This window comes from Rhizobium sp. ZW T2_16 (genome assembly GCF_044987325.1).
GTDB lineage: Bacteria > Pseudomonadota > Alphaproteobacteria > Rhizobiales > Rhizobiaceae > Neorhizobium > Neorhizobium cellulosilyticum.
Genome location: NZ_JBJDRG010000003.1, coordinates 347,086 through 369,944 on the forward strand (window position 1 = coordinate 347,086; position 22,859 = coordinate 369,944).

The following is a 22,859-nucleotide window of genomic DNA, read 5'->3' on the forward strand; positions in this document are numbered from 1 at the left end:
ACCCGAGGTGCAAAATAATGGATTGCGGCCTCACTGTTTGCGGGACTAACCTTGGCCTCCCCACCACAGACGATCCCAAAATCAAAAATAGCTGGAGATATCCCATGGAGTTGCGCAAACTCGGCCGGACCGGTCTTTCCATTTCCCCTGTCGTGTTCGGCGGCAACGTGTTCGGCTGGACCGCCGACGAAAAAACCTCGTTTGACCTGCTCGACCGCTTCTTCGAAGCCGGCTTCAACACGATCGATACGGCGGATGTCTATTCGAAATGGGTCGATGGTCATTCCGGCGGCGAAAGCGAGACGGTGATCGGCCAATGGCTGAAGCGCGGCACGGTTTCCCGCGACAAGGCGATCGTCGTCACCAAGGTCGGCCATCCTTCGATGGATGACAGAAAACTCAAGGCAAGCTGGATCGCCGAGGCCGTCGACAATTCGCTGAAGCGCCTGCAGACCGACTATATCGACCTCTATCTGTCGCATTTCCCGGATGACGACACGCCGCATGAAGAGACACTCAGTGCCTATGCGAAGCTGAAGCAACAGGGCAAGATCCGCGCCATCGGCTGCTCCAATTACAGCGCCGAACAGCTGAAAGCTTCGCTCGAAGCCGCCGCGAAGGACGGCCTGCCGCGCTATGACGTGCTGCAGCCCGAATATAATCTCTACACCCGCGAAAAATTCGAGGGTGAGCTTGCCGACCTCTGCATCGCCGAGGATATCGGCGTGATCAGCTATTACGCCCTTGCTGCCGGCTTCCTCACCGGCAAGTACCGCAAGCCGGAAGATGCAACGGGCAGCGCCCGCGGCTACCGCATTCCGGACTACCTGAACGACAAGGGGACAAAGGTGCTGGCAGCGCTCGATCAGGTCGCGGCCGAGACCGGCGAAAGCCTGGCAACGATCGCGATCGCCTGGGTCGCCGCACGCCCCGGCATTACCGCACCGATTGCCAGCGCCACCAGCCTCAGGCAGCTCGACGCGATCATCGCAGCCGGCAAGCTGACATTGACCGACGCCCAGATGAAGCTGCTCAACGACGCGGCCTGAAGAGGGCGCCTAACATCATCGTGACCATCTACGCAGTGCGAAGGTCACATCGCGTCCCTAGATCAAGAGAACCGGCGCTCGCCGGTTCTCAAATCCTGAAATAGATATTGGAGATTATCATGGATCTGCGCGTACTTGGCCGGACAGGCCTTTCCTTTCGCCCGTCGTTTTCGGCGGTAACGTCTTCGGATGGACGGCAGACGAGAAAACCTCCTTCGACCTTCTCGACAAGTTCTTCGATGCCGGTTTCGACACGATCGATACCGCCGATTGCTATTCCGGCTGGGTTCCGGGCAATGCCGGCGGCGAATCCGAAACGATCATCGGCAAATGGCTGAAGCAATCCGGCCGCGCACGCGACAAGGCCGTGATCATCACCAAGGTCGGCTCGACACCACAGGGCAGCGCAATGGAAAAGGGCTTGGCCGGCGCACGTATCATCGATGCGGTCGAAAGCTCGCTGAAGCGACTGCAGACCGATTACATCGACCTCTATCTCTCGCACTGGCCGGACCCGCAGACACCACACGAAGAGACGCTCGCCGCCTTCGCCAAGCTGAAGCAGCAGGGCAAGATCCGCGCCATCGGCTGCTCGAATTTCAACGCCGAGCAGCTCAAGGCCTCATTTGAGGCTGCGGAAAAGGGAGGCCTACCGCGTTATGACGTGCTGGAGCCGGAATATAATCTCTACGATCGCTCAGGCTTCGACGGGCCTTTGGCGGATCTCTGCAACGCGCATGATATCGGCGTGATCACCTATTTCAGCCTGGCATCCGGCTTCCTCACCGGCAAATACAAGAGCAAGGCCGAAGCCGAGGCGAACCCGAACCGCGGCGGCATGGTGGCGCGCTATTTCGACGAGCGCGGCACTCGTATCCTCGCCGCACTGGATGAGGTGGCCGCAGAAACCCATTCGCAGCCGGCGTCGGTGGCGCTTGCGTGGATTGCCCAGCGACCCGGCGTGACGGCGCCGATCGCCAGTGCCACCAGCGCCCGCCAGCTCGACACGCTGATTGCAGCGGGTAATCTCAAACTGACGAGCAACCAGATGGCGCTTCTCAACGACGCCAGTGCATGAATAACAGCCGAGCGGGCCGCCAAGCCGGCCCGTTTGCTTTCAACGATCGGAGACAATCATGCAGACGCGCAAGCTGGGAAAAGACCTTACCGTTTCGGCCATCGGCCTCGGCTGCATGGGTATGAGCCACGCCTATGGCGGTCAGGATGAGGCAACGTCGATCAGGACGCTGCAGCGCGCCGTCGAGATCGGCGTGACCTTTTTCGACACCGCCGAAGTCTATGGCCCCTTCGTCAACGAGGAACTGGTCGGCAAGGCGCTGAAGCCCTATCGGGATCAGGTCGTCATCGCCACCAAGTTCGGCTTCAGGATCGATCCGACGAAGAGCGATTCCGCTGCCATGTCCGGCCTCGATAGCCGACCGGAGCATGTACGCGAAGTGGCGGAAGCCTCGCTCAAACGCCTCGGTGTCGATGTCATCGACCTCTTTTATCAGCACCGTGTCGATCCGGAGGTTCCGATCGAAGAGACGGTCGGCGCGATGGCGGATCTGGTGAAGGAAGGCAAGGTGAAGGCGCTCGGCCTTTCCGAGGCAAGCGCCGAGATCATCCGCCGGGCGCATGCCGTGCATCCGATCTCCGCGTTGCAGAGCGAATATTCGCTCTGGACCCGTGATCCGGAAGGCGACATCCTCGATACCTGCCGCGAGCTCGGCATCGGTTTCGTGCCCTTCAGCCCGCTTGGCCGCGGTTTTCTCACCGGCAAGATAAAGAGCACGGCCGATTTCGGCGAGGGTGATTTGCGCACCAAGCTGCCGCGCTTCGAGGCCGACAACATGGCGGCCAATCTGGCGCTGGTGAAGCTGGTGGAAGAGATGGCGGCACAGAAGGGCGTGACCGCCGCGCAGTTGGCGCTTGCCTGGGTTCTAGCCAAGGGCGATTTCATCGTGCCGATCCCGGGCGCGCGGAAAATCCCCAACATGGAGCAGAACGCGGCAGCAGTGGATGTGGTGCTGGCTGCTGAGGACGTGGCAAGGCTCGACGAGATGCTGTCGCCCGACAAGATTGCCGGCGCGCGCTATGGCGCGGGTGCGGCATGGACGCCGAAGCGCTGACATATCACAACGCAACATTGCTCCCGCTTGCGGCTTTGCTATAGTCGCGGGCGGGAGGATTTCAGCGATGTCGGAAGAACAATCAGTCGAATCCGTCGTGCATCTCTATGTTGACGGCATGGCGCTTGCCCATGCGGGCGCGCTCAGAAAAGCCTTTCATCCGAATGCCTCGATCATTGGCAATTACCAGGGCAAGGTTGAGTGGATGTCCCTCAACGAGTTCATCGACGCCGTGGCATCGGAAGGCCCGACAGTTGCCGGTTCACAGCCACTGATCCAGATCGAAGCGATCGACGTGACCGGCGATGCCGCAACCGTCAAGGTGGTCGACGAATTCGCCGGAATGCGGTTTTCGGACTATCTGTCGCTGCTCAAGGTCGATGGCCGCTGGGTGATCGTCAACAAGCTCTATCACCTGCATTCGTAGGTGGCCTCAGCGCTGCAGAGGTGGAAATCCCGCATAAAACTCGGAGTGGTCACCCTCATGATTGGCCATGCCGGGTTTGGTCAGGACACCGCGCGGCGCCACATAGCTTGAAATGCGCCTTGCCGGTCGCTCATGCCACTGGATGTTGAACGCCCATAATTCCGGAAAGAAACACAGCGAGGTATAAGGCAGGTGGTCGTGGATCCACCAGGCGAGCCGCTGCCAGTCCTCCTGGCGATCATGATTGTCGATCAGCCACGGCACGACCACACAGGTCGTCGCACCCATGCAGTCGTCGGCATCGCGCATGTCCCAGATATGGTCGGCCGCGGTCGCGGCATTGGTCGAGCAATTCAGCTTGTTCACGTTGCCGAATTCGTTGACCGCGCGTGACCGATAGCCGGAGCGGATATGCAGCCGGCCGAATGTCGCCTGCAGCGGCTCCAGAAGCTCCTCGCAAAGACGGCTTCCGGCTTCGATCGCCAAGTCGGGATCGTCGGGGATATTGGGAATGCGGTAGAAATCGGCGATTTCAGAATGGAGGAAGTCGCGAAAGAAGAAATTCTTCGACAGCCGCACACGGCCGAGGTCTTCCAGACCTTTCATCGAATTCGGCTTGCGCATGCGGACCTCCAGATGAAAGGGTTATCCGTCGAATTCGGGACTGCCCCTCATCCGCCTGCCGGCACCTTCTCCCCGCTAGCGGGGAGAAGGAACCACGCCGCAAACTCTCCGCCCAACCGAGGCACGTCCCCTCTCCCCGTTTACGGGGAGAGGGTTAGGGTGAGGGGCAACTTACCCAACATCAAACCGGACGGCCAATCACGCCACCCGATTTCAGTCCAAATATGGGCTTAAAAAATAATTGCATATGCAATTATATATGTTATCGTTGCGACATGTTCGATCATTGCCTCTACTTTAACACGACTGCTCTTGCACGCCAGCTTGAGCGCGTCTGGTCGGAAGCCTTCAAGCCCTTCAGCCTGACGCCATCACAGGCGTTCACGCTGCGGGCCGTATTGCAGAAGCCGGGGATGCTGCACAGCGAACTGGCCGAAACACTGAGGATTGCGAGAGCAACTGCGACCCGCGCGGTGGATGGACTTGTGGCGAGAGGTCTGCTTGAGCGGCGATCGACCAAACAAGATGGACGGGAGTCCGAAATCCACCCTACTTCTGAAGCAATGAAGATCAGGAATGACTTGGACGCCGCCAGCGGTATGGTGACTGCGCGCTTGAAGGATGAACTGGGCGATGGCGTGTTCAGCGGTTTTGTCCGGCAAGCTCGTTCAATCGGCAGCCGACTGCCTTAGAATAAACCCAAATAGTTGCATAGCTAACCAACGGAATAAGACATGCCTATTCTGAATGTCAAAGTCAGCGGCCAACGCTCTAATGAGATGACCCGCGCCATATCCTCCATGCTGACCGAGCTTACACAGAGCATTCTCGGCAAAGACCCAGCCGTCACGGCGATTGCCATTGATTACATCGATCCGCGCGATTGGACAGCGGGCGGAAGGACGCTTGCCGAACAAGGCAAATCGAGTGTCTATTTCGATATCAAGATCACGGATGAAACGAACACGAAAAGCGAAAAAGCCGCCTATATCCAGGCGGCTTTTGAGGGGTTCGAGAACCTTCTCGGCAATCTGCACGAGGAAAGCTACATCTATGTCCAGGATGTACGCGCCGCGGCTTATGGCTACGGCGGCAAGACCCAAGAATGGCGATACCAGCGCGCCGTCTAGGCGCGCAGCACACCGCCCGTCGTCTTCTCTACATTGGCGACGATCTTGCCGGTCAGGGCTTCGAAATCCTCGTCCGTCAGGGTCTTGTCGACCGGCTGGATGAGAACCTCGATTGCGATCGACTTCTTGCCTTCGCCAAGCGATGCGCCTTCGAAGACGTCGAAGACGTTGACGCCGGTGATCAGCTTGCGATCGGCGCTGGCTGCCGCCTTGACGATGGCGCCGGCTTCAACCTGCGAGCCGACCACGAAGGCGAAGTCGCGCTTGACCACCTGGAACGGAGAAAGCTCGAGGCCCGGCTTGGTGCGGGTCGCCTTCTTCTTCGGTTCCGCCATGGCATCGAGATAGATCTCGAAACCTGCCAGGGCGCCGGAGACATCGAGCGCCGCCAAAGTCTTCGGATGGAATTCGCCGAAGGTGCCGAGGATGACCTTGGGACCCATCTTGATCGTGCCCGAACGGCCCGGATGATACCAGGAAGGACCGCCCTGCTCGATCTGGACATTACCCATCGGCAGGCCGCAAGCCTCGATCACGGCCAATGCATCGGCTTTGGCGTCATAGACGTCGACCGGCTTGCCGCCGCCCTTGGTCGTATTCGACCACATGCGGCCGGCGCCGTTGATGGAGGCCGTGCCGCGACGGATGCCACCGGCGACGCGACGCTGGCCTTCCGGCGTATCGTTCTCATAGGTGCCCGAGACTTCGAAGATCGCCACATCGCCAAAGCCCTTGTCGGCATTGCGCTGGGCAGCCGTCAGCAGACCCGGCAGAAGCGACGGACGCATGTCCGACATGTCGGCTGCGATCGGGTTGGCGAGCTTCAGCGCCGCGGAACCGCCGCCGAAGAGCTTGGCCTGATCTTCCGGGATGAAGGACCAGGTGACGGCTTCCAGCATGCCGCGGGAAGCCAGCGCGCGCTTGGCGGTGCGGGTGCGGATCTGCAGCGTGGTCAGGATCTTGCCGTTGACCGTGCCGAGATTTTCCAGCGGCTCCGGCTTGATGTTGTCGACGCCATGGATGCGCATGACCTCTTCGACGAGATCGGCCTTGCCATCGACATCCGGACGCCAGGACGGGACCTTGACGGAAACGCGTTCGCCGGAACCTTCGACGCTGAAGCCGAGGCGGGTGAGGATTTCGCGGCTTTCGTCGGTCGAAACCTCAAGGCCGGTCAGGCGCTTCACTTCCGAGAAGGGGAAATCGACGGTCTTTGCCTCATAGCCCTTGTAGCCGACGATCTTTTCTTTTGCCGGCGTGCCGCCGCAGAGATCGAGAACCAGTTGCGTCGTGCGGTCGAGGCCGGGGACCATGTATTCCGGATCGACACCACGTTCGAAGCGGTAACGCGCATCGGTGATGATGCCGAGCGTACGGCCCGATTTCGCGATGTTGATCGGGTCCCACAGAGCACTTTCGATCAGCACGTCGACGGTGTTCTCGTCACAGCCGGAATGTTCGCCGCCCATGATGCCGCCGATCGACTCGACGCCATTGTCATCGGCGATGACGACATTGTTCGGACCGAGCTTGTATTCGCGGGTATCGAGCGCCAGCACCGTCTCGCCTTCGACGGCGCGGCGGACGGTCAGATCGCCCTTCACCTTGGCGGCGTCGAAGACGTGCATCGGGCGGCCCTGGTCGAAGGTCATGTAGTTGGTGATATCGACAAGCGCGTTGATCGGACGAAGGCCGATTGCCTTCAAACGGGTCTGCATCCATGCCGGGCTCGGGCCGTTCTTGACGCCGCGCACGAGGCGCAGGCCGAAGCCGGGGCAAAGCTTTTCATCGTCGAGATCGATGGTCAGGCCAACGGTCGTTTCACCTTCGAGCTTCAGCGCGGGTGCTGCCGGAACCTTGAGCTTGCCGAGACCGGAGGCTGCGAGATCGCGGGCAATGCCGTAGATCGAGGTGCAGTCCGGACGGTTCGGCGTCAGGTTGATCTCGATGATCGGATCGTCGAGACCAGCATAGGCGGCGAAGGACGTACCGACCGGCGCGTTTTCCGGCAGATCGATAATGCCGTTATGCTCGTCCGACATGTTGAGTTCCTTCTCGGAACACATCATGCCGTGGCTTTCGACGCCACGGATTTTTCCAACGCCAAGCGTTACGTCGAGGCCCGGAACATAGTCGCCCGGACGCGCCAAGGCCCCGATGAGGCCGGCGCGAGCATTCGGCGCGCCGCAAACGATCTGCAGCGGCTTGCCTCCATTGACGTCCGGACCGGCATCGACGGAGAGGACACGGAGGCGGTCGGCCTCTGGATGCTGTTCCGCGGTCAGGATTTTGGCGATGACGAAGGGCTTGTAGGCCGCCTTGTCATCGACATCCTCGACTTCGAGGCCGATCGCCGTCAGGCGCTCGCAGATCTGGTCGAGGGTGGCGTCGGTCTCAAGATGATCCTTGAGCCAAGAAAGCGTGAATTTCATGATCTTATCCCTTCCGTTACTGGCTCAGACCGCCGAACAGGGTCGGCATGTCGAGCGGGCGGAAGCCGTAGTGGTTCATCCAGCGGACATCGGCGTTGAAGAAGTCGCGCAGGTCCGGCATGCCGTATTTCAGCATGGCGATACGGTCGAGGCCCATGCCCCAGGCAAAACCCTGGTATTCGTCGGGATCGAGCCCGCCGGAGCGCAGCACGTTCGGGTGGACCATGCCGCAGCCCAGAATTTCCATCCAGTCGGTGCCTTCACCGAACTTGACGATCGGGCCGGAGCGGTCGCACTGGATATCGACTTCGAAGGACGGTTCCGTGAAGGGGAAGAAGGACGGGCGGAAACGCATCGTCACCGACGGCACCTCGAAGAAGGTCTTGCAGAATTCTTCGAGCACCCAGCGCATGTTGCCGACATTCGACTTCTTGTCGATGACGAGGCCTTCGACCTGATGGAACATCGGCGAATGGGTCGCGTCACTGTCCTGGCGATAGGTCTTGCCCGGAATAACGATGCGGATCGGCGGATCCTGCGCTTCCATGGTACGGACCTGAACCGGCGAAGTGTGTGTGCGCAGCACCTTGCGCTCACCCTTTTCATCCGCCTGGAAGAAGAAGGTGTCGTGCATTTCGCGGGCCGGGTGGCCTTCGGGGAAATTCAGCGCGGTGAAGTTATAGTAGTCGGTCTCGACATCAGGGCCTTCGGCGATCGAGAAGCCCATGTCGGCGAAGACGGCGGTGATCTCGTCGATGATCTGGCTGATCGGGTGGATGCGGCCGCGCTCAGTCGGCGAAGAGCGGACCGGCAGCGACACGTCGAGCGTCTCGGCCTTCAGGCGCGCATCGATCGCAGCGTCCTTCAGCACGGTCTTGCGCTCAGCAATCGCCTCGGTGATCTCGTTCTTCAGCGCGTTGATCGCCGCACCGCGGGTCTGGCGCTCTTCCGGCGTCATCGAGCCCAAGGTCTTCAGGAGTTCGGAAACCGAACCCTTCTTGCCCAGGGCCGAGACACGGACAGCCTCGATTGCCGCTTCGTCGCCCGCGCCGGCGATCTCGGCCAGAAGCGCGCTCTTCAATGTTTCGAGTTCGGTCATCTTTTCCTGCTTTGCGGCAAATTCAGCCGTTGAACATCGTTGTCAGATAGGTGGTAGCCAGGATGAATTGCCGCAAATCTCTACCCATGTGAAATCGGCCAATCAACCGGGCAAGCCATAAAAAGCGGCCCATGGAACGGGTGATTTCGCGCAGTTCGGCGATTGCCGCCTTCGGAGCAGCCGCAGCCCATGCCGCATAGGCGCGATCCTGCGTTTTCCGTCGATCGGCAGCCCTTATGCTCAGCTGCAGGAATAGCAGCCAGAGATCGCGCGCCTGTGCCGTTTCCATCGGCATGACGGCCTCCGGCTCTTCCTCGAAATCGATGAAACCGAGGCGCTCATCCCTGATGAACATATCCCGCGGATAGGGCCGCCCGTGACAGAGCCCGACGCCGTGCAGCCTTCCAAGTTCACTGGCACAGAAGACGAGAAGTTCGTCATGTGCCGCCGGATCGTCATTCCGCAGAAACTTCAACCGTTGCTGCACCGTCGGAGCAATATCGCTCAGAACGATGGCGCTGCCGGAAGAATAAATGACGGCAGCAGTCGGCACGCCGGCGTGCGAGTACTTCGCAATTCTGCGCAGGTCGCGTTGCACCATTCCTTCAGCCGTCTCGGCAGGGGACGGTCGCATGAAGGGAAGCCGAAACACGCGCGCAACAGCATTTTGAACCGCAACGATAGCGCGCCTGCCCTTGTCGCCGTGCCGCTTGATCCAGACCGTGCCACAACTGAGCGTCACCGCCTGTACCCGCCTTGCATCGGAAACCAGTGCAGCAAGCAAGGTTGCCGCGTCTTCCGACGGCAGCGACGGTCCGTTCTTTATGTCAACGACATCATTTGGCACCGCAGCGCTCCTGAATACCGTGATTGGTCCGTCTCATCGAAATATGAAACGGCAGAAAACAAAAGACCCGCGCCAGCAGAGCCGCGCGGGTCTTTTACAAAAGTAGAGACGAACGCGGGCTTACTTGACCGCGGCTTCGAACTCGTTGGCGTTGCCGGTGTTCTTCAGATAGGCCAGAGCCTTCTTGGAAGCTTCAACCAGTGCGCCGAATGCTGCCGGCTCATGGATAGCCATGTCGGACAGAACCTTGCGGTCGACTTCGATGCCAGCCTTGTTCAGGCCGTCGATGAAGCGGCCGTAGGTCAGGCCGGATTCGCGAACAGCAGCGTTGATGCGCTGGATCCACAGAGCGCGGAAGTTGCGCTTCTTGACGCGACGGTCGCGGGTTGCAAACTGACGCGAACGGTCAACAGCAGCCTTTGCGGCGCGAATGGTATTCTTGCGGCGGCCGTAGAAGCCCTTGGCTGCCTTGAGGGTCTTGGTGTGCTTGGCGCGGGAAGTTACGCCACGTTTTACGCGTGCCATGTCATGATCTCCTTAAACGTTTCCAAATAGCCTGAAAGTCTCAGAGACCGTTGGGCAGGTAGTTCTTGATGACCTTCTTGCCATCAGGCTCAGCGAGGACCATCGTGCCGCGTGCGTCGCGGATGAACTTGTTGGAACGCTTGATCATGCCGTGGCGCTTGCCGGCGGCAGCTGCAACGACCTTGCCAGTTGCGGTGACTTTGAACCGCTTCTTGGCAGACGATTTCGTCTTCATCTTGGGCATTTTGCTACTCCATTCTTGTATCGAAGCCGACTGAAGAGGTCTGCTTCAAGCATTTAGAACGGCCACGGCATGCCCTGCCGGACCGTTCGGACGCGCGCTTATAACCGCAGTCGGTCAAAAGCGCAATGGGGGAAATCCTCCAGTGCGACCGGCCAGAGACCGGCATTCCCGCCACCTTGCGGCTTCCTCGAGGCGGGTCGGCACGGCGCTTATTTCGGCGCCAGTACCATCATCATCTGACGACCTTCAAGCTTGGGCTCAGCCTCAACCTTGGCGATCTCCAGCGTATCTTCCTTGACCTGCAGCAGAAGCTTCATGCCGAGTTCCTGGTGAGCCATTTCGCGGCCACGGAACTTCAGCGTCACCTTTACCTTGTCGCCTTCTTCAAAGAAGCGGTTCATCGCCTTCATCTTCACGTCATAGTCATGCGTGTCGATGTTGGGGCGCATCTTGATTTCCTTGACTTCGACGATCTTCTGCTTCTTGCGCGCTTCGGCCGCCTTCTTCTGGTTCGCGTATTTCAGCTTGCCGAGGTCGAGGATCTTGCACACCGGCGGATCATTGTTCGGCGAGATTTCTACGAGGTCCAGTCCTGCTTCCTCGGCCATCTTGAGGGCCTGGTCGGTGGGTACTGCACCGAGATTCACGCCTTCGGCATCGATAAGCTGGACCTTGGGAACGCGAATTTCCCGATTGGAGCGCGGGCCTTCCTTGACGGGGGCATCGGCTTTGAATGGTCTGCGAATGGTCGTATTCTCCTAGATCGTTTTCGGGCACAGGCAACGACGAAATTCGCGCGCGGCCGGGAGCCGAGCGGAATGTCGTGATTACCGAGTGGATGTCAATAGCATGACGGCGCGAAAAAATCACCTCCTGACAACCGCTTTAGTTCTGATTTATAGCTCCCGTCATTCGCAGGAGTAAGACTATGAGCAAGATCACCGCCACCGGAACTGCCACCACTACTGTCGGAACGGGATCGGATGCCCGCAAGATCGCGATCATCTACCGCGCCGCCACGGCGACAACCGAGAAACCTGCGCTTGTCTGGCTGGGCGGCTATCGCTCCGATATGACGGGCACCAAGGCTGTCGTGCTCGATGCGCTGGCCGAGAGACTTGGCGCGGCCTGCATCCGTTTCGACTATTCCGGCCACGGCGCATCAGGTGGCGAGTTCCGCGACGGGACGATCTCACGCTGGCTGGAAGAAACGATCGCGGTGATCGATGCAGCCGCACCAAAGAGCGTCATCCTTGTCGGTTCTTCGATGGGCGGATGGATTGCGCTGCGACTGATCCAGGAACTGAGAAAGCGTGCAGAGGGCCCGAAGATCGACGGAACGGTGCTGATCGCGCCGGCGCCGGATTTCACCAGTGAGCTGATCGAGCCCGAACTGACGGACAAGGAGCGACAGTCTCTGGCAGAGCGAGGCTATTTCGAGGAACATTCGCAATACAGCCCGGAACCGAACATCTACACCCGCGCCCTGATGGAGGACGGGCAAAAGAACCGCGTGCTCTCCGGCATTATCGAAACCGGCGGCCCGGTACATATCCTGCAGGGGATGGCGGACCCGGACGTGCCCTATCAGCATGCACTGAAACTGATGGAATTCCTGCCCGCCGACGATGTCACTCTGACGTTGATCCGAGACGGCGATCATCGCCTGTCACGGCCGCAGGATTTGCAAAAAATGGAAGCGGCGGTGACCGCCCTAATAATCGATGATGAAAAATTGGGCTGAGACGGAAAAGCCGCAGTCTTAACCATATTCGTAAAGAGCTTCACCTTAACAAAAGCTGAACAATTGACTCTGACCCTTAAGACCTCTTAACTTTTTGTTAGGAATTTAAGGGACGGGTCAATGAATTTAGCCCCGAAGGTGCGGCATGTAGCCGTGATCCTCGCTTGCGTGCTTGCTTCTGCCGGCGCTGCAATACCAGCACCACAAGCCCCGATGGCTATGGTTACGGGTGCTGTGACGTCGCAGCCGATCGGACATTACGAATTCTGTCAGCGCCTGCCGGCAGAGTGCAATGTCAAAAGCCGGTCAGCGCCTGCCGCACGCATGGACGGCCATGCCTGGAACGTCGTTCGCGACGTCAACCGCGCAATCAACACCCGCTATATTGCCCGTACCGATCTCGAAGCCTATGGCGTCGAGGAATATTGGACCTATCCGACCGTCTTTGCAGATTGTGAGGACTATGCCCTGCAGAAGCGCAAGGAACTGGCCCAGCTCGGTTTCGCACTTTCCGATCTCCTGATCACTGTCGTGCGCAAGCCTGATGGCGAAGGCCATGCCGTGTTGACCCTGCGCACCACCGATGGCGATTTCATCCTCGACAATCTCGACAACGATGTTCTTGCCTGGAACCAGACGCCCTACACGTTCCTCAAGCGCCAAGCGACGTTCAATACCGGGCGCTGGGTGACGATCGAAAACGGTCGCGACCTGCTTGTCGGTGCTTTGCGGTAACAAGAATCTCAGACATAAGTCATTAAGCATATAACCCGCCCTGCTTGCAGCGGCGGGTTGTTCTCTCTACTCTTTCGGGAATCAGAAGGTCGCGCCGCCGCCCGTCCGGCAGAGCGGATTTTTCTGCGATGGAGGCCTGTGGTGCGTAACGAACGGTTGACAGGCTTGATGCGCCCCCATGGTTCCGCCCGACCCACCCTGCCGCTCTGGCTTGCCGGTGTCCTGACAGCCGTCGTTTTGGGTTTCGGCGCTCTTACCGTTTACGAGAATTACAACAATGCCCTTCGCGAAGGCGAAGCGCGCGCAGTTTCATCCGCGCATGTGGTTGCCGCCCATATGGAATGGATGATGGAGGCCAGCGATCTTGCGCTTCGCCGCATCGAGGCGGCGATCAGCGGGCGCCCGATCGACAGTTCCACTGAGCTGATCCTCGATCTGGAACGGGCCGTGGGCGAGCTGCCGGTCGGCTTCGAATATGCCATTCTCGATCAGGACGGCCAGACCCGTTTTTCCAGCGCGCCGGACAATACGCTGCCGAACCACGCCGAGCGCGCCTATTTCAAACGCCTGAAGGAAGGCGAAGCGCTCACATTCAGCCGACTACTCGATAACGAACAGGCGGGAAAGCCGGCCTTCATCATTGCCAGGCGGATCGGCAGCGGCAGCGATTTCCTCGGCGTTGCCTCGATCACCATCCCGAACGACAATCTCGACCGGTTCTGGTCGTCTATGAATCTTGGACCAAACTCAACGATCTCGGTCATTCGTGACGATGGCTGGCTGGTCGCACGACGCCCCTTGGCCCTCAAGCCGATCAACCTGAGCACGACCGAATGGTATCCACTGACCCGCGAGAAGGCGAGCGGCTTCCACCACAATCCGGTGTCGCAGATCGACGGCTTTGCGCGGATCGTCGCCTTCTGGAAGGTGCAGGACTGGCCGTTGATCGCGCTTGCGGCGATCGAACGGCAGGAAGTGCTCGATCAGTTCTGGCGCAATCTGTTCGGTGATGCGCTGTTTGTCGTGCCCATGATGGCGATCCTGGTGGGCGCCTCTTTCTGGATCTATGCACTGCTCTACCGCACGGCTGCACGCAATGAACAGCTGGAGCAGGCGGCCGAGCGCAATCGTTTCCTGCTGCGCGAAATCCATCACCGAGTGAAGAACAATCTACAGGCCGTGCTGGCACTTGTGCGGCTGCAGCGGCTGCCGCAGGAAGTGCGGGACGACATGGCGCGGCGGATTAGTGCGATGATCGCCGTGCATGAGCAGATCTACAACACCGACCAGTTCGAAGAGATTGAAGTCGCGCCCTATGCGACGCGGCTGATTTCAGACATCGCGTCGGGCTATGGCATGCCAGTGAAACTCGATCTCGATCTTGCGCCGATCGCGCTCGACCGGGACCTTGCCCTGCCGCTCGGCATGATCATCAACGAGGTGGTTTCCAACGCCTTCAAATATGCCTTTGCCGGTCGCAGTGAAGGCAAGCTCAGCGTACGCCTGTTTCAGGAGGCGGGCATGCTGAAGCTTGTCATTCGTGACGACGGGCCGGGGATCGCGGAGGATGCCCGCACGACCGGCATGGGCACGAAGCTGATTTCAAGCTTCGTGCGCCAGCTGAGCGGGCAATCCGAAATCCACAATGACAGAGGCGCGGTGTTCACGCTGACCGTGCCGACGACGGAAGAGGCAGCGGAAGCTGCCTGAACCGACCTATCCGGCATTGCCGATGAAGATACCGGCAGCCAGAACCAGAGAACCACCGAACACGACCTGGAAGACGGCGCGCATGAACGGCGTCTCCATGTAGCGGTTCTGGATGAAGGCGATCGCCCAAAGTTCAAAGAAAACTACGATGGCGGCAACGATGGTTGCAGTCCAGAAATGCGGGATCAGATAGGGCAGCGCATGGCCAAGACCGCCGAGCGCCGTCATGATGCCGGAAGCCAGACCGCGCTTGACGGGCGATCCGCGACCGGAAATCTTGCCGTCGTCATGCGCGGCCTCGGTAAAGCCCATCGAGATGCCGGCGCCGACAGAGGCCGAGAGGCCGATCAGGAAGGTTGACCAGGTATCGCCGGTAGCAAAGGCTGCGGCAAAGATCGGCGCGAGCGTCGAGACCGATCCATCCATCAGGCCCGCAAGGCCAGGCTGGACGTAAGTCAGGATGAACTGGCGGCGAGCGTTTTGGTCCTCATCGCTTTTCGCCTCTTCAGAAACATGCTTTTCCGTCAGCATGCGGGCGATATCCTCGTGGCCTTCCTCGGCCAGCGCCAGATCGCCAAGTAGTTGCCGAGTCGAAGCATCGGAGACACGCTTGGCTGCCTCGCGATAGAAGCGAGCCGCCTGCTGCTCCATCGCTTCGGCCTCTGCCCGCGCAGTCTCCAGCGGCAGGTTCTTGCGCAGCCAATCAGGCTTGCGTGCATAAAATCCCTGAACGTGTTCGCGGCGGATGAGCGGAATGCGCTCGCCGAAACGGGTGCGAAAAATCTCGATCAGCGAGTTCTTATGGGTCTGCTCGACCTCTGCCATGTCTTCGAACACTTTGGCCGAGGCAGGATATTGTTGCCTCAGGCCATCGGCATAGCCGAGATAGATACTCGCATCCTCTTCTTCGGAGGCAATCGCCAGCGCGAGGATTTCTTCTTCAGACAATGATGAAAATGACCGGCGGGAGGACGGCAGAATGCGGGTAAACATCGAAAACTCCACTTAGAATAATTCTAAACTATGCTCTTGACCGAAAAAATGCAAGCCGACTTGCAGCTCAATCGATGAGCATGCTCGCGATGGTAAAACGGCCGCCTTTCGCAATTTATGAAAAGCAATGCTGCAGTGCAGCGTAATATTTGAAAAATACTTCTTGCCGGGCATGAAACAAACGGCTTATGAGCGACTTGGCACGCATGGATATCAGGGCGCGCCAAAGCATTTGGGAGGCTTTCTTTTTCATGAACCGCAGACATTTCTTCCGTCAAGCCGCCACTGCCGGAGCTGGTGCCGTGGCCGCAACCGCGCTCGCTGCTCCTGCCATTGCCCAGGAGAGCCCGAAAATCACCTGGCGCATGACGTCTTCCTTTACCAAGAACACAGACATTCTCTGGGCTGCCAGCACCGATATCGCCGCCAGCGTAAAGGAAGCTTCGGACGGCAACTTCACCATCAACACTTTTGCGGCCGGTGAAATCGTGCCTGGGCTGCAGGCGGCCGATGCGGTTTCCAGCGGCACCGTCGAGATGGCGCATACCTGCTCTTACTATTACATCGGCAAGGATCCGACCTTCGCGCTCGGTACCGCCGTGCCCTTCGGTCTCAATGCCCGCCAGACCAATTCGTGGTTCTCGATCGGCGGCGGTAACGAGTTGCTTAACGAATTCCTCGCCGGCTACGGTCTCTATGCTCTTCCGGCCGGCAATACCGGCGCACAGATGGGCGGCTGGTACCGCAAGGAAATCAACACGGTTGCGGACCTGAACGGTTTGAAGATGCGGATTGCCGGTCTCGCCGGCCAGGTGATGTCGAAGCTCGGCGTTACCCCGCAGCAGATTGCCGGCGGCGACGTTTATGCCGCACTCGAAAAGGGCACGATCGACGCTACCGAATTCGTCGGTCCCTATGACGACCAGAAGCTCGGCTTCGTCAAAGTCGCCAAATATTACTACTATCCGGCATGGTGGGAGGGAGGACCGGCTGTTCACGCCTTCTTCAATCTGGAAAAGTTCAACGCCCTGCCGAAAAGCTATCAGCGCATCCTGAAAGACGCCTGCGCCAACGCCAACCAGAACATGCTGGCCCGCTACGATGCGCATAACGCAAAGGCGCTGCGCGAGCTGGTCGCGGAAGGCGCCGTGCTGAAGCCATTCACCCAGGAAATCCTCGAAGCCAGCTACAAGGCGGCACAGGAAGTCTATGCCGACCTGAACGCAAAGAACGCCGCCTTCAAGAAGATCTATGACAGCCAGCAGGCCTTCAAGAAGGATGGTTATCTGTGGAACCAGATCGCCGAATACAGCTATGACGCCTTCATGATGACACAGCAGCGCAAGGGAACGCTGTAAGTTCTCAGACATGATCGAAACTCGAAGCCCGGCGCACGTCCGGGCTTCTTCGCATTTACGAAAAACAAGAAATCATCGGTTATGACGCGGCTCGGCTTGTTCTTGCCAAATCAATGCGCTTAACACGAGGCCTACAACCACAGACGCGCGCTGGCGCGGGAGGATGAATTCGATGGATCGCAGGCATTTCTTCAAGAAGGCAACGGCGGCAGGCATCGGCGCGGCAGCGGCGACGACACTGGCGGCACCGGCAATTGCCCAGGAACAGCCAAAGATCACCTGGCGCATGACGTCCTCCTTCCCGAAGAGCCTCGACATCATCTTCGGCGCCGGCAACGAGCTTGCCCAGATCGTTCGCGATGCAACCGACGGCAATTTCAACATCCAGACCTATGCAGCCGGCGAACTGGTGCCCGGCCTGCAGGCCGCCGATGCGGTCGCCAACGGCACGGTCGAGATGGCGCATACCTGCTCCTACTATTATATCGGCCAGGATCCGGCCTTTGCGCTTGGAACCGCCATTCCCTTCGGCCTCAACGCCCGCATGACCAATGCCTGGTTTGCCAATGGCGGCAACGACCTGATCAACGAATTCCTCGCCGGCTACGGTCTCTATGCTCTTCCGGCCGGCAATAGCGGCACGCAGATGGGCGGCTGGTTCCGCAAGGAAATCGTCACCATCGACGATCTCAAGGGCCTGAAGATGCGCATTGCCGGGCTTGCCGGCCAGGTGATGACGAAGGTCGGCGTGACGCCGCAGCAGATTGCCGGCGGCGACGTTTATGCCGCGCTCGAAAAGGGCACGATCGACGCTACCGAATTCGTCGGTCCCTATGACGACCAGAAGCTCGGCTTCGTCAAGGTCGCCAAATATTACTACTATCCGGCATGGTGGGAGGGAGGACCTGCGATGCATGCCTTCTTCAACCTGGAGAAATTCAACGCGCTGCCGAAGAGCTACCAGGCCATCCTGAAGACCGCCTGCGCTTCGGCCAATACCAGCATGCTTGCCAATTACGACGCGCATAACGCCGTCGCGTTGCGCAAGCTCGTGGCCGAAGGCGCGGTTTTGAAGCCGTTCAGCAAGGAGATCATGGAAACATGCTTCAAGGCGGCAATGGAAGTCTATGCCGACCTTTCTGCAAAAAGCCCTGCCTTCAAGAAGATCTATGACCACCAGCAGGCGTTCAAGAAGGATTCCTATCTCTGGGCGCAGGTGGCAGAATACAGCTATGATACGTTCATGATGATGCAGCAGCGAAACGGCGCTCTCTGAACTTTCCAGGACATGGATGCAAAAGCCCGGAGCATGCCTCCGGGCTTTTGCATTTGCTGCAAGCGCCAATTCGGCCGCGGAATTAATTCCTCGATTTCATTGATTTTTCCGCGCGGCAACCCATATGATGCATATCGAAATCTCAATCGGATGCACGATGAAGCGCGTTTTTGTGCGCTCAGACACACGTGAATGCCGATGGATGCCATCAGCCTCTCCTGACCGCGGATGTACCGGCAGCGAGATTTGGTCTATGGTCCTGGAAAGGTCGGGCAAGCCCGGCCTTTTTGTTTGGCCGCCGAGAATATCGGGTACGGCACTGTTTAGATCGGAAGGGATATAATTTGCAGGTTCTTGTCAGAGATAACAACGTCGATCAGGCTCTGCGCGTCTTGAAGAAGAAGATGCAGCGCGAAGGTGTGTTTCGCGAAATGAAGGCGCGCAGCTCGTACGAGAAGCCGTCGGAAAAGCGTGTGCGCGAAAAGGCCGAGGCGGTTCGTCGTTATCGCAAGCTGGCCCGCAAGAAGATGCAGCGCGAGGGATTGCTCCCTGCTCCCAAGAAGGTTGCGCGTACGCGCTAATTCCCGCTTCCACCATTTTCCCAAGACTTCAGGAAGGATGACTTCATGACCGCTATCAAGGAAGAAACGTCGACCACGACCAAGCTTTCAGCTCGGGAAAAGGCCGCCGTGACCAACGAGGCAGCACGTGCAATCATTGCCGCCGAGGCGTCTTCGAGGGAAGCGAAAACCGAGAGGTTGCGATTGCTCCGCCTGCAGCGGGAGGCGGTCGAGGCGAAAGCTCCGCCAGCCAAGCGCAAGGCGGGCAGCAAGAAAGACCACTGATCAGACTGCCAAGGGCCCGGAAACTCCGGGCCTTTGCTTTTGGTGTCACGCCGGCTGCAGCTTTTCCTCCTCGCGGCCCGGTAGGGGCGGAAAGGCAAGCGCGATAAGTACTGCGGCAAGCCCGACAAGAGCGGAACCGAAAAATAGCCAGTTGTAATTATTGAAGGCATCGAAGGCCCAGCCCCCGGCAAGAGGCCCGAAAGCCATGCCTATGCTTGACAGCATCGAAGCAGCACCCAGCACCGTACCGAGAATTTTTGCGCCGAAATAATCCTGCGCCAGCACGGCATAAAGCGGCATGACGCCGCCATAGGTGCCGCCGAAAATGATCGCCAGCGCGTAGAAATGCGCGAGATCGGTCGCCATCGTATAGGCGGCAATCACCAGTGCCTGGATCAGAAGACCGATTATCAGCACCGGCTTGACGCCGAACCGGTCTGCCGCAAGACCGTAGACGATGCGCCCGCCCAGGCCTGCTGCCCCCTCGACACTATAGATAGACACGGCGGCCATCGGCGCCACGCCGCAATACATCGCATAACTGACCATGTGGAAGATCGGCCCTGAATGGGCGGTGCAGCAGGCGAAGAAGGTGAAGGCCAGCACCAGGAATTGCGGCGAGCGAAAGACTTTTGCAATCGGCTGCCCCGCCCCTTCCGCCTGCGGCGCGTCCTCAACCGCCGCCTCATCCGGCGGGTTGCGAACCAGAAGTACGGTCGGCAGGAGAATGATCCAGGCACCGATGCCGATCACCAGCATGGCCGTGCGCCAGTCGCCGAATTCGTCGATCAGGAACCGGGCGAGCGGCGAAATCGTCATCGGCGCCATGCCCATGCCGGCGGAGACAAGCGATACGGCGAGACTGCGGTGGTCATCGAACCAGCGCATGGTAAGCGAGATCATCGGCGCCATGAAGGCACTGGCAGACAGGCCGACAAGACAGCCATAGAGGATCTGGAAGGCGAAAAGGCTCTGCGCGCGGCTGGCGAGAACCAGGGCCAGTCCGGCAAGGACCGAGCCGATCAGCACGACGATGCGCGCGCCGAACCGGTCGCTGGCCGCACCCCACATGAAACTGCCCAGTCCCATGACGATGAAATTGACTGTCATGGCGCTGGAGATCGCCGCATGCGACCAGCCGGTCTGGCGGGCGATCGGCTCTAGGAACACTGCGAGCGAGAACATCACGCCCACCGCCACGCAGCCCATCAGGCCGCCGGCAAACACGATGACCCACCGATAATGGCTGCTTTTCATCCTGCCCTCCTGTCGATGTCCTCCGGCGCATGAATGCGCCACGATACACCAAGGACGTGCAGGTGATGAGATAGCCGACAGGGAGGTTCGATTATTTTCGGGAATATGCCTCGCTCAAGAAAAGGCCCCGCACGCGGCGGGGCCTTCATTGTCATGCGCTGCGGTGACGTCAGCTGCCGCTATTGGTGCGGTTGCTGCCCACATTGTGGTTCATCGACGACGTCTTGCCGTCCGGGCTCTGCCCGTAATAGGTGCCGCCAAGATGGCCGCCCGAACTGGTGTTTTCGACCTGCCGTTTGGCACGCTTGATGGCCTGTTTTACGTCACTTTTGCTCATGTCTGTCCTCCAGCTTTTGGGTTGGTGACGATGAGCCAACCCCTCAGATGCAAAACCGTTCCGATATTTTATCGTCGATGATGATCAGGCCGCTTGACGAGAAAGTGCTTCGCACCTATTTGGAAACGATCATTTCCCAATTGGATTTTGCCATGAGCATCGACATCAGCCCCAATCCCGGCCGCAGCGCCGGCCGGCCGCGTGAATTCGATATCGACGATGCGCTCGACAAGGCGATCACCGTGTTCAGCGAACAGGGCTATCACGGCACATCCATCTCAGACCTGCGCGATGCGATGGGGCTTACGGCCGGAAGTTTGTACAAGGCATTCAAGGACAAGCATGCGATCTTCCTTGCCAGCTTCGACCGCTACAAGCAGGTGCGCAACGCGCTTCTCGACGAGGAGCTGGAGAAAGCCGACAGCGGGCGGGACGGCGTTTACCGCATGCTCGCATTTTATGCCGAGGGCGCCCACGGCGACGGCGGTCGACGCGGCTGCCTGGCTGTCGGGACGGCCGTCGAACTGGCGATCTTCGACGACGAGGCGGCACGCCGTGTCGAACGTTCGATGGATCGTTTCGAGACCACGTTCGAGGCGCTGATCCGAAGGGGCCAGGAGGATGGCTCCATCAACCGCTCCATCGAACCCAATGCCACGGCGCGGCTGCTTCTGTCCGTCGTTCAAGGGCTTCGCGTTCTGGGCAAGACCAGCCCCAGCCGCGAGCAAACCTTTTCCGTAGTCGATGTGGCGATGAAGCTGCTCGGCTGAAAAATACAAGAGACTGTTCAAGGATACCCCAATGACCAGCACGTCCGCGGCGATTGAAACGCCGGCACACCATGGCCGGATGACCGCCGGCCTCACCTTCGTCATGGCCGCAGCCTGCGGCCTGATCGTCGCCAATCTCTATTACGCCCAGCCGCTTGCGGGCCCGATCGCCGCGGCTATCGGCCTACCGCCGCATCTGACCGGCCTGATCGTGACGCTGACCCAGATCGGCTACGGCCTCGGCCTGCTGTTCATCGTACCGCTGGGCGATCTTCTCGAAAACCGCCGACTGATCCTGATCATGATCGCAGCAACCGCGATCTCGCTCGTCGGCGCAGGCCTTTCGAGCGCCGCCCTCCCCTTCCTGCTCGCATCGCTCGCAATCGGGCTCACTTCCTCTGCGGTACAGATGATCGTTCCCTTTGCCGCAAGCCTGACGCCGGAAGAACATCGCGGTCGCGTGGTCGGCAATGTCGTCAGCGGCTTGATGATCGGCATCATGATGGCGCGGCCGGTCGCAAGCTTCGTCACCGGTCTCACCAACTGGCATGTGATCTTCTTCGCCTCGGCTGCCGTCATGGTCGTGCTCGGCTTTATCCTGGCCGCCCGCCTGCCCAAGCGCACGCCGCACACGCAGCTTTCCTATGGCGGCCTGCTTGCCTCACTTGGCACCCTTTACGCCACCCAGCCGATATTGCGCCGCCGCGCCTTCTACCAGTTCTGCCAGTTTGCCGCCTTCAGCCTGTTCTGGACAGTCACGCCGCTGGTTCTGGCCAGTTCCGCCTTCAATCTCGGCCAGACGGGCATCGCACTCTTTGCACTTGTCGGCGTTGCCGGCGCTATCGCCTCGCCGATCGCCGGTCGCCTTGCCGACAAAAATCTAAGTCGCCCGGCGACCGCGCTTGGTATTATCTCGGTGGGCATCGCCTTCGTGATGACTCATCTGTTCTCTGATGGCACCACGGCAGCGCTCGTCGTTCTGGCGATAGCAGCGATCCTGCTCGATTTCGGTGTCGCCATGACGCTCGTCATCAGCCAGCGGGCGATCTACACGCTCGGGGCCGACCTGCGTTCGCGGCTTAACGGCCTGTTCATGGCGACGTTCTTCGTCGGCGGCGCTCTCGGCTCGGCCATCGGCGCCTGGGCATTTGCCGAGGGCGGCTGGCTGCTCGCCTCGACGATCGGCGTTTCGCTTTCGGTCGTCGCCTTCGTCTATTTCCTGACCGAACGGAAGCCGCATCACCACAACCTGCATCCCAAGGCCTGATGCCGCACGTTTCTGTGGCCCGCCTGTCGGCGGGCCGCAAAACATGCCGTGAAACGAC

The 22,859-nt window shown here is 59.5% G+C and carries 24 protein-coding genes and 1 pseudogene; 15 read left to right on the forward strand and 10 right to left on the reverse strand.

The features are described from left to right. Nucleotides 1-104: 104 nt before the first annotated feature. The 4 genes and pseudogenes from ACI3K0_RS11625 (at nt 105) to ACI3K0_RS11640 (ending at nt 3,608) form a co-directional block, all read left to right on the forward strand. Nucleotides 105-1,049, forward strand: a complete 945-nt coding sequence (locus ACI3K0_RS11625) for an aldo/keto reductase (RefSeq protein WP_183823688.1) — start codon at nt 105-107, stop codon at nt 1,047-1,049. A gap of 119 nt (nt 1,050-1,168) precedes the next feature. Beyond that, nucleotides 1,169-2,127, forward strand: a pseudogene (locus ACI3K0_RS11630) (aldo/keto reductase). A gap of 58 nt (nt 2,128-2,185) precedes the next feature. Beyond that, nucleotides 2,186-3,181, forward strand: a complete 996-nt coding sequence (locus tag ACI3K0_RS11635) for an aldo/keto reductase (protein WP_183823692.1) — start codon at nt 2,186-2,188, stop codon at nt 3,179-3,181. 67 nt (nt 3,182-3,248) lie between these two features. Continuing rightward, nucleotides 3,249-3,608, forward strand: a complete 360-nt coding sequence (locus ACI3K0_RS11640; RefSeq protein WP_183823693.1) for a nuclear transport factor 2 family protein — start codon at nt 3,249-3,251, stop codon at nt 3,606-3,608. Nucleotides 3,609-3,614: 6 nt separating this feature from the next. On the opposite strand, the gene ACI3K0_RS11645 is transcribed toward ACI3K0_RS11640, so the two are convergent. After that, nucleotides 3,615-4,232 (reverse strand): hypothetical protein, encoded by a 618-nt coding sequence (locus tag ACI3K0_RS11645; RefSeq protein ID WP_183823696.1) that lies wholly within the window; start codon nt 4,230-4,232, stop codon nt 3,615-3,617. A 275-nt stretch (nt 4,233-4,507) separates the two neighbouring features. On the opposite strand from ACI3K0_RS11645, the gene ACI3K0_RS11650 reads away from it, so the two are divergent. Next, complete coding sequence (locus ACI3K0_RS11650) at nt 4,508-4,924, forward strand: MarR family winged helix-turn-helix transcriptional regulator (RefSeq protein WP_183823698.1); 417 nt, start codon at nt 4,508-4,510, stop codon at nt 4,922-4,924. Nucleotides 4,925-4,966: 42 nt separating this feature from the next. Further along, nucleotides 4,967-5,362, forward strand: a complete 396-nt coding sequence (locus ACI3K0_RS11655; protein WP_183823700.1) for a 4-oxalocrotonate tautomerase family protein — start codon at nt 4,967-4,969, stop codon at nt 5,360-5,362. On the opposite strand, the gene pheT is transcribed toward ACI3K0_RS11655, so the two are convergent. The 6 genes from pheT to infC form a co-directional block, all read right to left on the reverse strand. Beyond that, a complete protein-coding gene (gene pheT / locus ACI3K0_RS11660; protein ID WP_183823702.1) occupies nt 5,359-7,794 on the reverse strand; it encodes a phenylalanine--tRNA ligase subunit beta in 2,436 nt (811 codons plus the stop codon). The two genes, ACI3K0_RS11655 and pheT, sit on opposite strands and share 4 nt — an antisense overlap. Nucleotides 7,795-7,810: 16 nt before the next feature. Continuing rightward, nucleotides 7,811-8,893: a phenylalanine--tRNA ligase subunit alpha gene (gene pheS, locus ACI3K0_RS11665; protein WP_183823704.1), complete on the reverse strand. Its 1,083-nt coding sequence runs from the start codon at nt 8,891-8,893 to the stop codon at nt 7,811-7,813. Nucleotides 8,894-8,915: 22 nt separating this feature from the next. Next, nucleotides 8,916-9,740 carry a serine/threonine protein phosphatase gene (locus ACI3K0_RS11670; RefSeq protein ID WP_404945342.1) on the reverse strand — a complete coding sequence of 275 codons (825 nt, stop codon included), beginning with the start codon at nt 9,738-9,740 and terminating at the stop codon, nt 8,916-8,918. A gap of 120 nt (nt 9,741-9,860) precedes the next feature. Further along, nucleotides 9,861-10,265 carry a 50S ribosomal protein L20 gene (gene rplT, locus ACI3K0_RS11675; RefSeq protein WP_148146077.1) on the reverse strand — a complete coding sequence of 135 codons (405 nt, stop codon included), beginning with the start codon at nt 10,263-10,265 and terminating at the stop codon, nt 9,861-9,863. A gap of 40 nt (nt 10,266-10,305) precedes the next feature. After that, complete coding sequence (gene rpmI, locus ACI3K0_RS11680; RefSeq protein ID WP_112454548.1) at nt 10,306-10,509, reverse strand: 50S ribosomal protein L35; 204 nt, start codon at nt 10,507-10,509, stop codon at nt 10,306-10,308. Between the two features lie 209 nt (nt 10,510-10,718). Next, nucleotides 10,719-11,255, reverse strand: a complete 537-nt coding sequence (gene infC / locus ACI3K0_RS11685; RefSeq protein ID WP_148146078.1) for a translation initiation factor IF-3 — start codon at nt 11,253-11,255, stop codon at nt 10,719-10,721. A 182-nt stretch (nt 11,256-11,437) separates the two neighbouring features. Here infC and ACI3K0_RS11690 point away from each other — a divergent pair, with 182 nt between their 5' ends. The 3 genes from ACI3K0_RS11690 to ACI3K0_RS11700 all read left to right on the forward strand — a co-directional run bounded on the left by ACI3K0_RS11690 (nt 11,438) and on the right by ACI3K0_RS11700 (nt 14,698). Then, on the forward strand, nt 11,438-12,253 hold the full coding sequence (locus tag ACI3K0_RS11690) for a carboxylesterase (RefSeq protein ID WP_183823708.1): 816 nt from the start codon (nt 11,438-11,440) through the stop codon (nt 12,251-12,253). A 120-nt stretch (nt 12,254-12,373) separates the two neighbouring features. After that, nucleotides 12,374-12,988 (forward strand): transglutaminase-like cysteine peptidase, encoded by a 615-nt coding sequence (locus ACI3K0_RS11695; RefSeq protein WP_183823709.1) that lies wholly within the window; start codon nt 12,374-12,376, stop codon nt 12,986-12,988. A 141-nt stretch (nt 12,989-13,129) separates the two neighbouring features. After that, nucleotides 13,130-14,698 carry a sensor histidine kinase gene (locus ACI3K0_RS11700; RefSeq protein ID WP_404945343.1) on the forward strand — a complete coding sequence of 523 codons (1,569 nt, stop codon included), beginning with the start codon at nt 13,130-13,132 and terminating at the stop codon, nt 14,696-14,698. A gap of 6 nt (nt 14,699-14,704) precedes the next feature. Here the strand turns inward: ACI3K0_RS11700 and mbfA are convergent, their stop codons facing one another. Then, complete coding sequence (mbfA, locus tag ACI3K0_RS11705; RefSeq protein ID WP_183823711.1) at nt 14,705-15,691, reverse strand: iron exporter MbfA; 987 nt, start codon at nt 15,689-15,691, stop codon at nt 14,705-14,707. A 251-nt stretch (nt 15,692-15,942) separates the two neighbouring features. Between mbfA and ACI3K0_RS11710 the strand changes: the two genes are divergently transcribed. The 4 genes from ACI3K0_RS11710 to ACI3K0_RS11725 all read left to right on the forward strand — a co-directional run bounded on the left by ACI3K0_RS11710 (nt 15,943) and on the right by ACI3K0_RS11725 (nt 19,170). Then, nucleotides 15,943-17,049, forward strand: coding sequence for a TRAP transporter substrate-binding protein (locus ACI3K0_RS11710; protein ID WP_404945344.1), 1,107 nt, complete (start codon nt 15,943-15,945; stop codon nt 17,047-17,049). A 172-nt stretch (nt 17,050-17,221) separates the two neighbouring features. Next, nucleotides 17,222-18,325 (forward strand): TRAP transporter substrate-binding protein, encoded by a 1,104-nt coding sequence (locus ACI3K0_RS11715; RefSeq protein WP_183823713.1) that lies wholly within the window; start codon nt 17,222-17,224, stop codon nt 18,323-18,325. A gap of 344 nt (nt 18,326-18,669) precedes the next feature. Next, nucleotides 18,670-18,906, forward strand: coding sequence for a 30S ribosomal protein S21 (gene rpsU / locus ACI3K0_RS11720; RefSeq protein ID WP_148146085.1), 237 nt, complete (start codon nt 18,670-18,672; stop codon nt 18,904-18,906). 45 nt (nt 18,907-18,951) lie between these two features. After that, complete coding sequence (locus ACI3K0_RS11725) at nt 18,952-19,170, forward strand: hypothetical protein (RefSeq protein ID WP_148146086.1); 219 nt, start codon at nt 18,952-18,954, stop codon at nt 19,168-19,170. 45 nt (nt 19,171-19,215) lie between these two features. Here ACI3K0_RS11725 and ACI3K0_RS11730 read toward each other — a convergent pair whose 3' ends face one another. Continuing rightward, nucleotides 19,216-20,427 (reverse strand): MFS transporter, encoded by a 1,212-nt coding sequence (locus ACI3K0_RS11730; protein WP_183823715.1) that lies wholly within the window; start codon nt 20,425-20,427, stop codon nt 19,216-19,218. A gap of 169 nt (nt 20,428-20,596) precedes the next feature. Further along, nucleotides 20,597-20,764, reverse strand: a complete 168-nt coding sequence (locus ACI3K0_RS11735) for a hypothetical protein (protein WP_183684920.1) — start codon at nt 20,762-20,764, stop codon at nt 20,597-20,599. Nucleotides 20,765-20,916: 152 nt separating this feature from the next. On the opposite strand from ACI3K0_RS11735, the gene ACI3K0_RS11740 reads away from it, so the two are divergent. Together ACI3K0_RS11740 and ACI3K0_RS11745 are read left to right on the forward strand one after the other, a co-directional pair. After that, the gene (locus ACI3K0_RS11740) at nt 20,917-21,534 is read left to right on the forward strand and encodes a TetR/AcrR family transcriptional regulator (protein WP_183823717.1); all 618 of its coding nucleotides are present in this window, start codon (nt 20,917-20,919) and stop codon (nt 21,532-21,534) included. Between the two features lie 31 nt (nt 21,535-21,565). Beyond that, on the forward strand, nt 21,566-22,801 hold the full coding sequence (locus tag ACI3K0_RS11745) for an MFS transporter (protein WP_404945345.1): 1,236 nt from the start codon (nt 21,566-21,568) through the stop codon (nt 22,799-22,801). Nucleotides 22,802-22,859: the final 58 nt, after the last annotated feature.

Excerpts from the sequence above, each read along its gene's own strand:
- ACI3K0_RS11625 (WP_183823688.1), top strand. The coding sequence starts at position 105 with ATGGAGTTGCGCAAACTCGGCCGGACCGGTCTTTCCATTTCCCCTGTC.
- ACI3K0_RS11635 (WP_183823692.1), top strand. The coding sequence starts at position 2,186 with ATGCAGACGCGCAAGCTGGGAAAAGACCTTACCGTTTCGGCCATCGGC.
- ACI3K0_RS11640 (WP_183823693.1), top strand. The coding sequence starts at position 3,249 with ATGTCGGAAGAACAATCAGTCGAATCCGTCGTGCATCTCTATGTTGAC.
- ACI3K0_RS11645 (WP_183823696.1), bottom strand. The coding sequence starts at position 4,232 with ATGCGCAAGCCGAATTCGATGAAAGGTCTGGAAGACCTCGGCCGTGTG.
- ACI3K0_RS11650 (WP_183823698.1), top strand. The coding sequence starts at position 4,508 with ATGTTCGATCATTGCCTCTACTTTAACACGACTGCTCTTGCACGCCAG.
- ACI3K0_RS11655 (WP_183823700.1), top strand. The coding sequence starts at position 4,967 with ATGCCTATTCTGAATGTCAAAGTCAGCGGCCAACGCTCTAATGAGATG.
- pheT (WP_183823702.1), bottom strand. The coding sequence starts at position 7,794 with ATGAAATTCACGCTTTCTTGGCTCAAGGATCATCTTGAGACCGACGCC.
- pheS (WP_183823704.1), bottom strand. The coding sequence starts at position 8,893 with ATGACCGAACTCGAAACATTGAAGAGCGCGCTTCTGGCCGAGATCGCC.
- rplT (WP_148146077.1), bottom strand. The coding sequence starts at position 10,265 with ATGGCACGCGTAAAACGTGGCGTAACTTCCCGCGCCAAGCACACCAAG.
- rpmI (WP_112454548.1), bottom strand. The coding sequence starts at position 10,509 with ATGCCCAAGATGAAGACGAAATCGTCTGCCAAGAAGCGGTTCAAAGTC.
- ACI3K0_RS11690 (WP_183823708.1), top strand. The coding sequence starts at position 11,438 with ATGAGCAAGATCACCGCCACCGGAACTGCCACCACTACTGTCGGAACG.
- ACI3K0_RS11695 (WP_183823709.1), top strand. The coding sequence starts at position 12,374 with ATGAATTTAGCCCCGAAGGTGCGGCATGTAGCCGTGATCCTCGCTTGC.
- mbfA (WP_183823711.1), bottom strand. The coding sequence starts at position 15,691 with ATGTTTACCCGCATTCTGCCGTCCTCCCGCCGGTCATTTTCATCATTG.
- ACI3K0_RS11710 (WP_404945344.1), top strand. The coding sequence starts at position 15,943 with ATGAACCGCAGACATTTCTTCCGTCAAGCCGCCACTGCCGGAGCTGGT.
- ACI3K0_RS11715 (WP_183823713.1), top strand. The coding sequence starts at position 17,222 with ATGGATCGCAGGCATTTCTTCAAGAAGGCAACGGCGGCAGGCATCGGC.
- ACI3K0_RS11725 (WP_148146086.1), top strand. The coding sequence starts at position 18,952 with ATGACCGCTATCAAGGAAGAAACGTCGACCACGACCAAGCTTTCAGCT.
- ACI3K0_RS11730 (WP_183823715.1), bottom strand. The coding sequence starts at position 20,427 with ATGAAAAGCAGCCATTATCGGTGGGTCATCGTGTTTGCCGGCGGCCTG.
- ACI3K0_RS11735 (WP_183684920.1), bottom strand. The coding sequence starts at position 20,764 with ATGAGCAAAAGTGACGTAAAACAGGCCATCAAGCGTGCCAAACGGCAG.
- ACI3K0_RS11740 (WP_183823717.1), top strand. The coding sequence starts at position 20,917 with ATGAGCATCGACATCAGCCCCAATCCCGGCCGCAGCGCCGGCCGGCCG.
- ACI3K0_RS11745 (WP_404945345.1), top strand. The coding sequence starts at position 21,566 with ATGACCAGCACGTCCGCGGCGATTGAAACGCCGGCACACCATGGCCGG.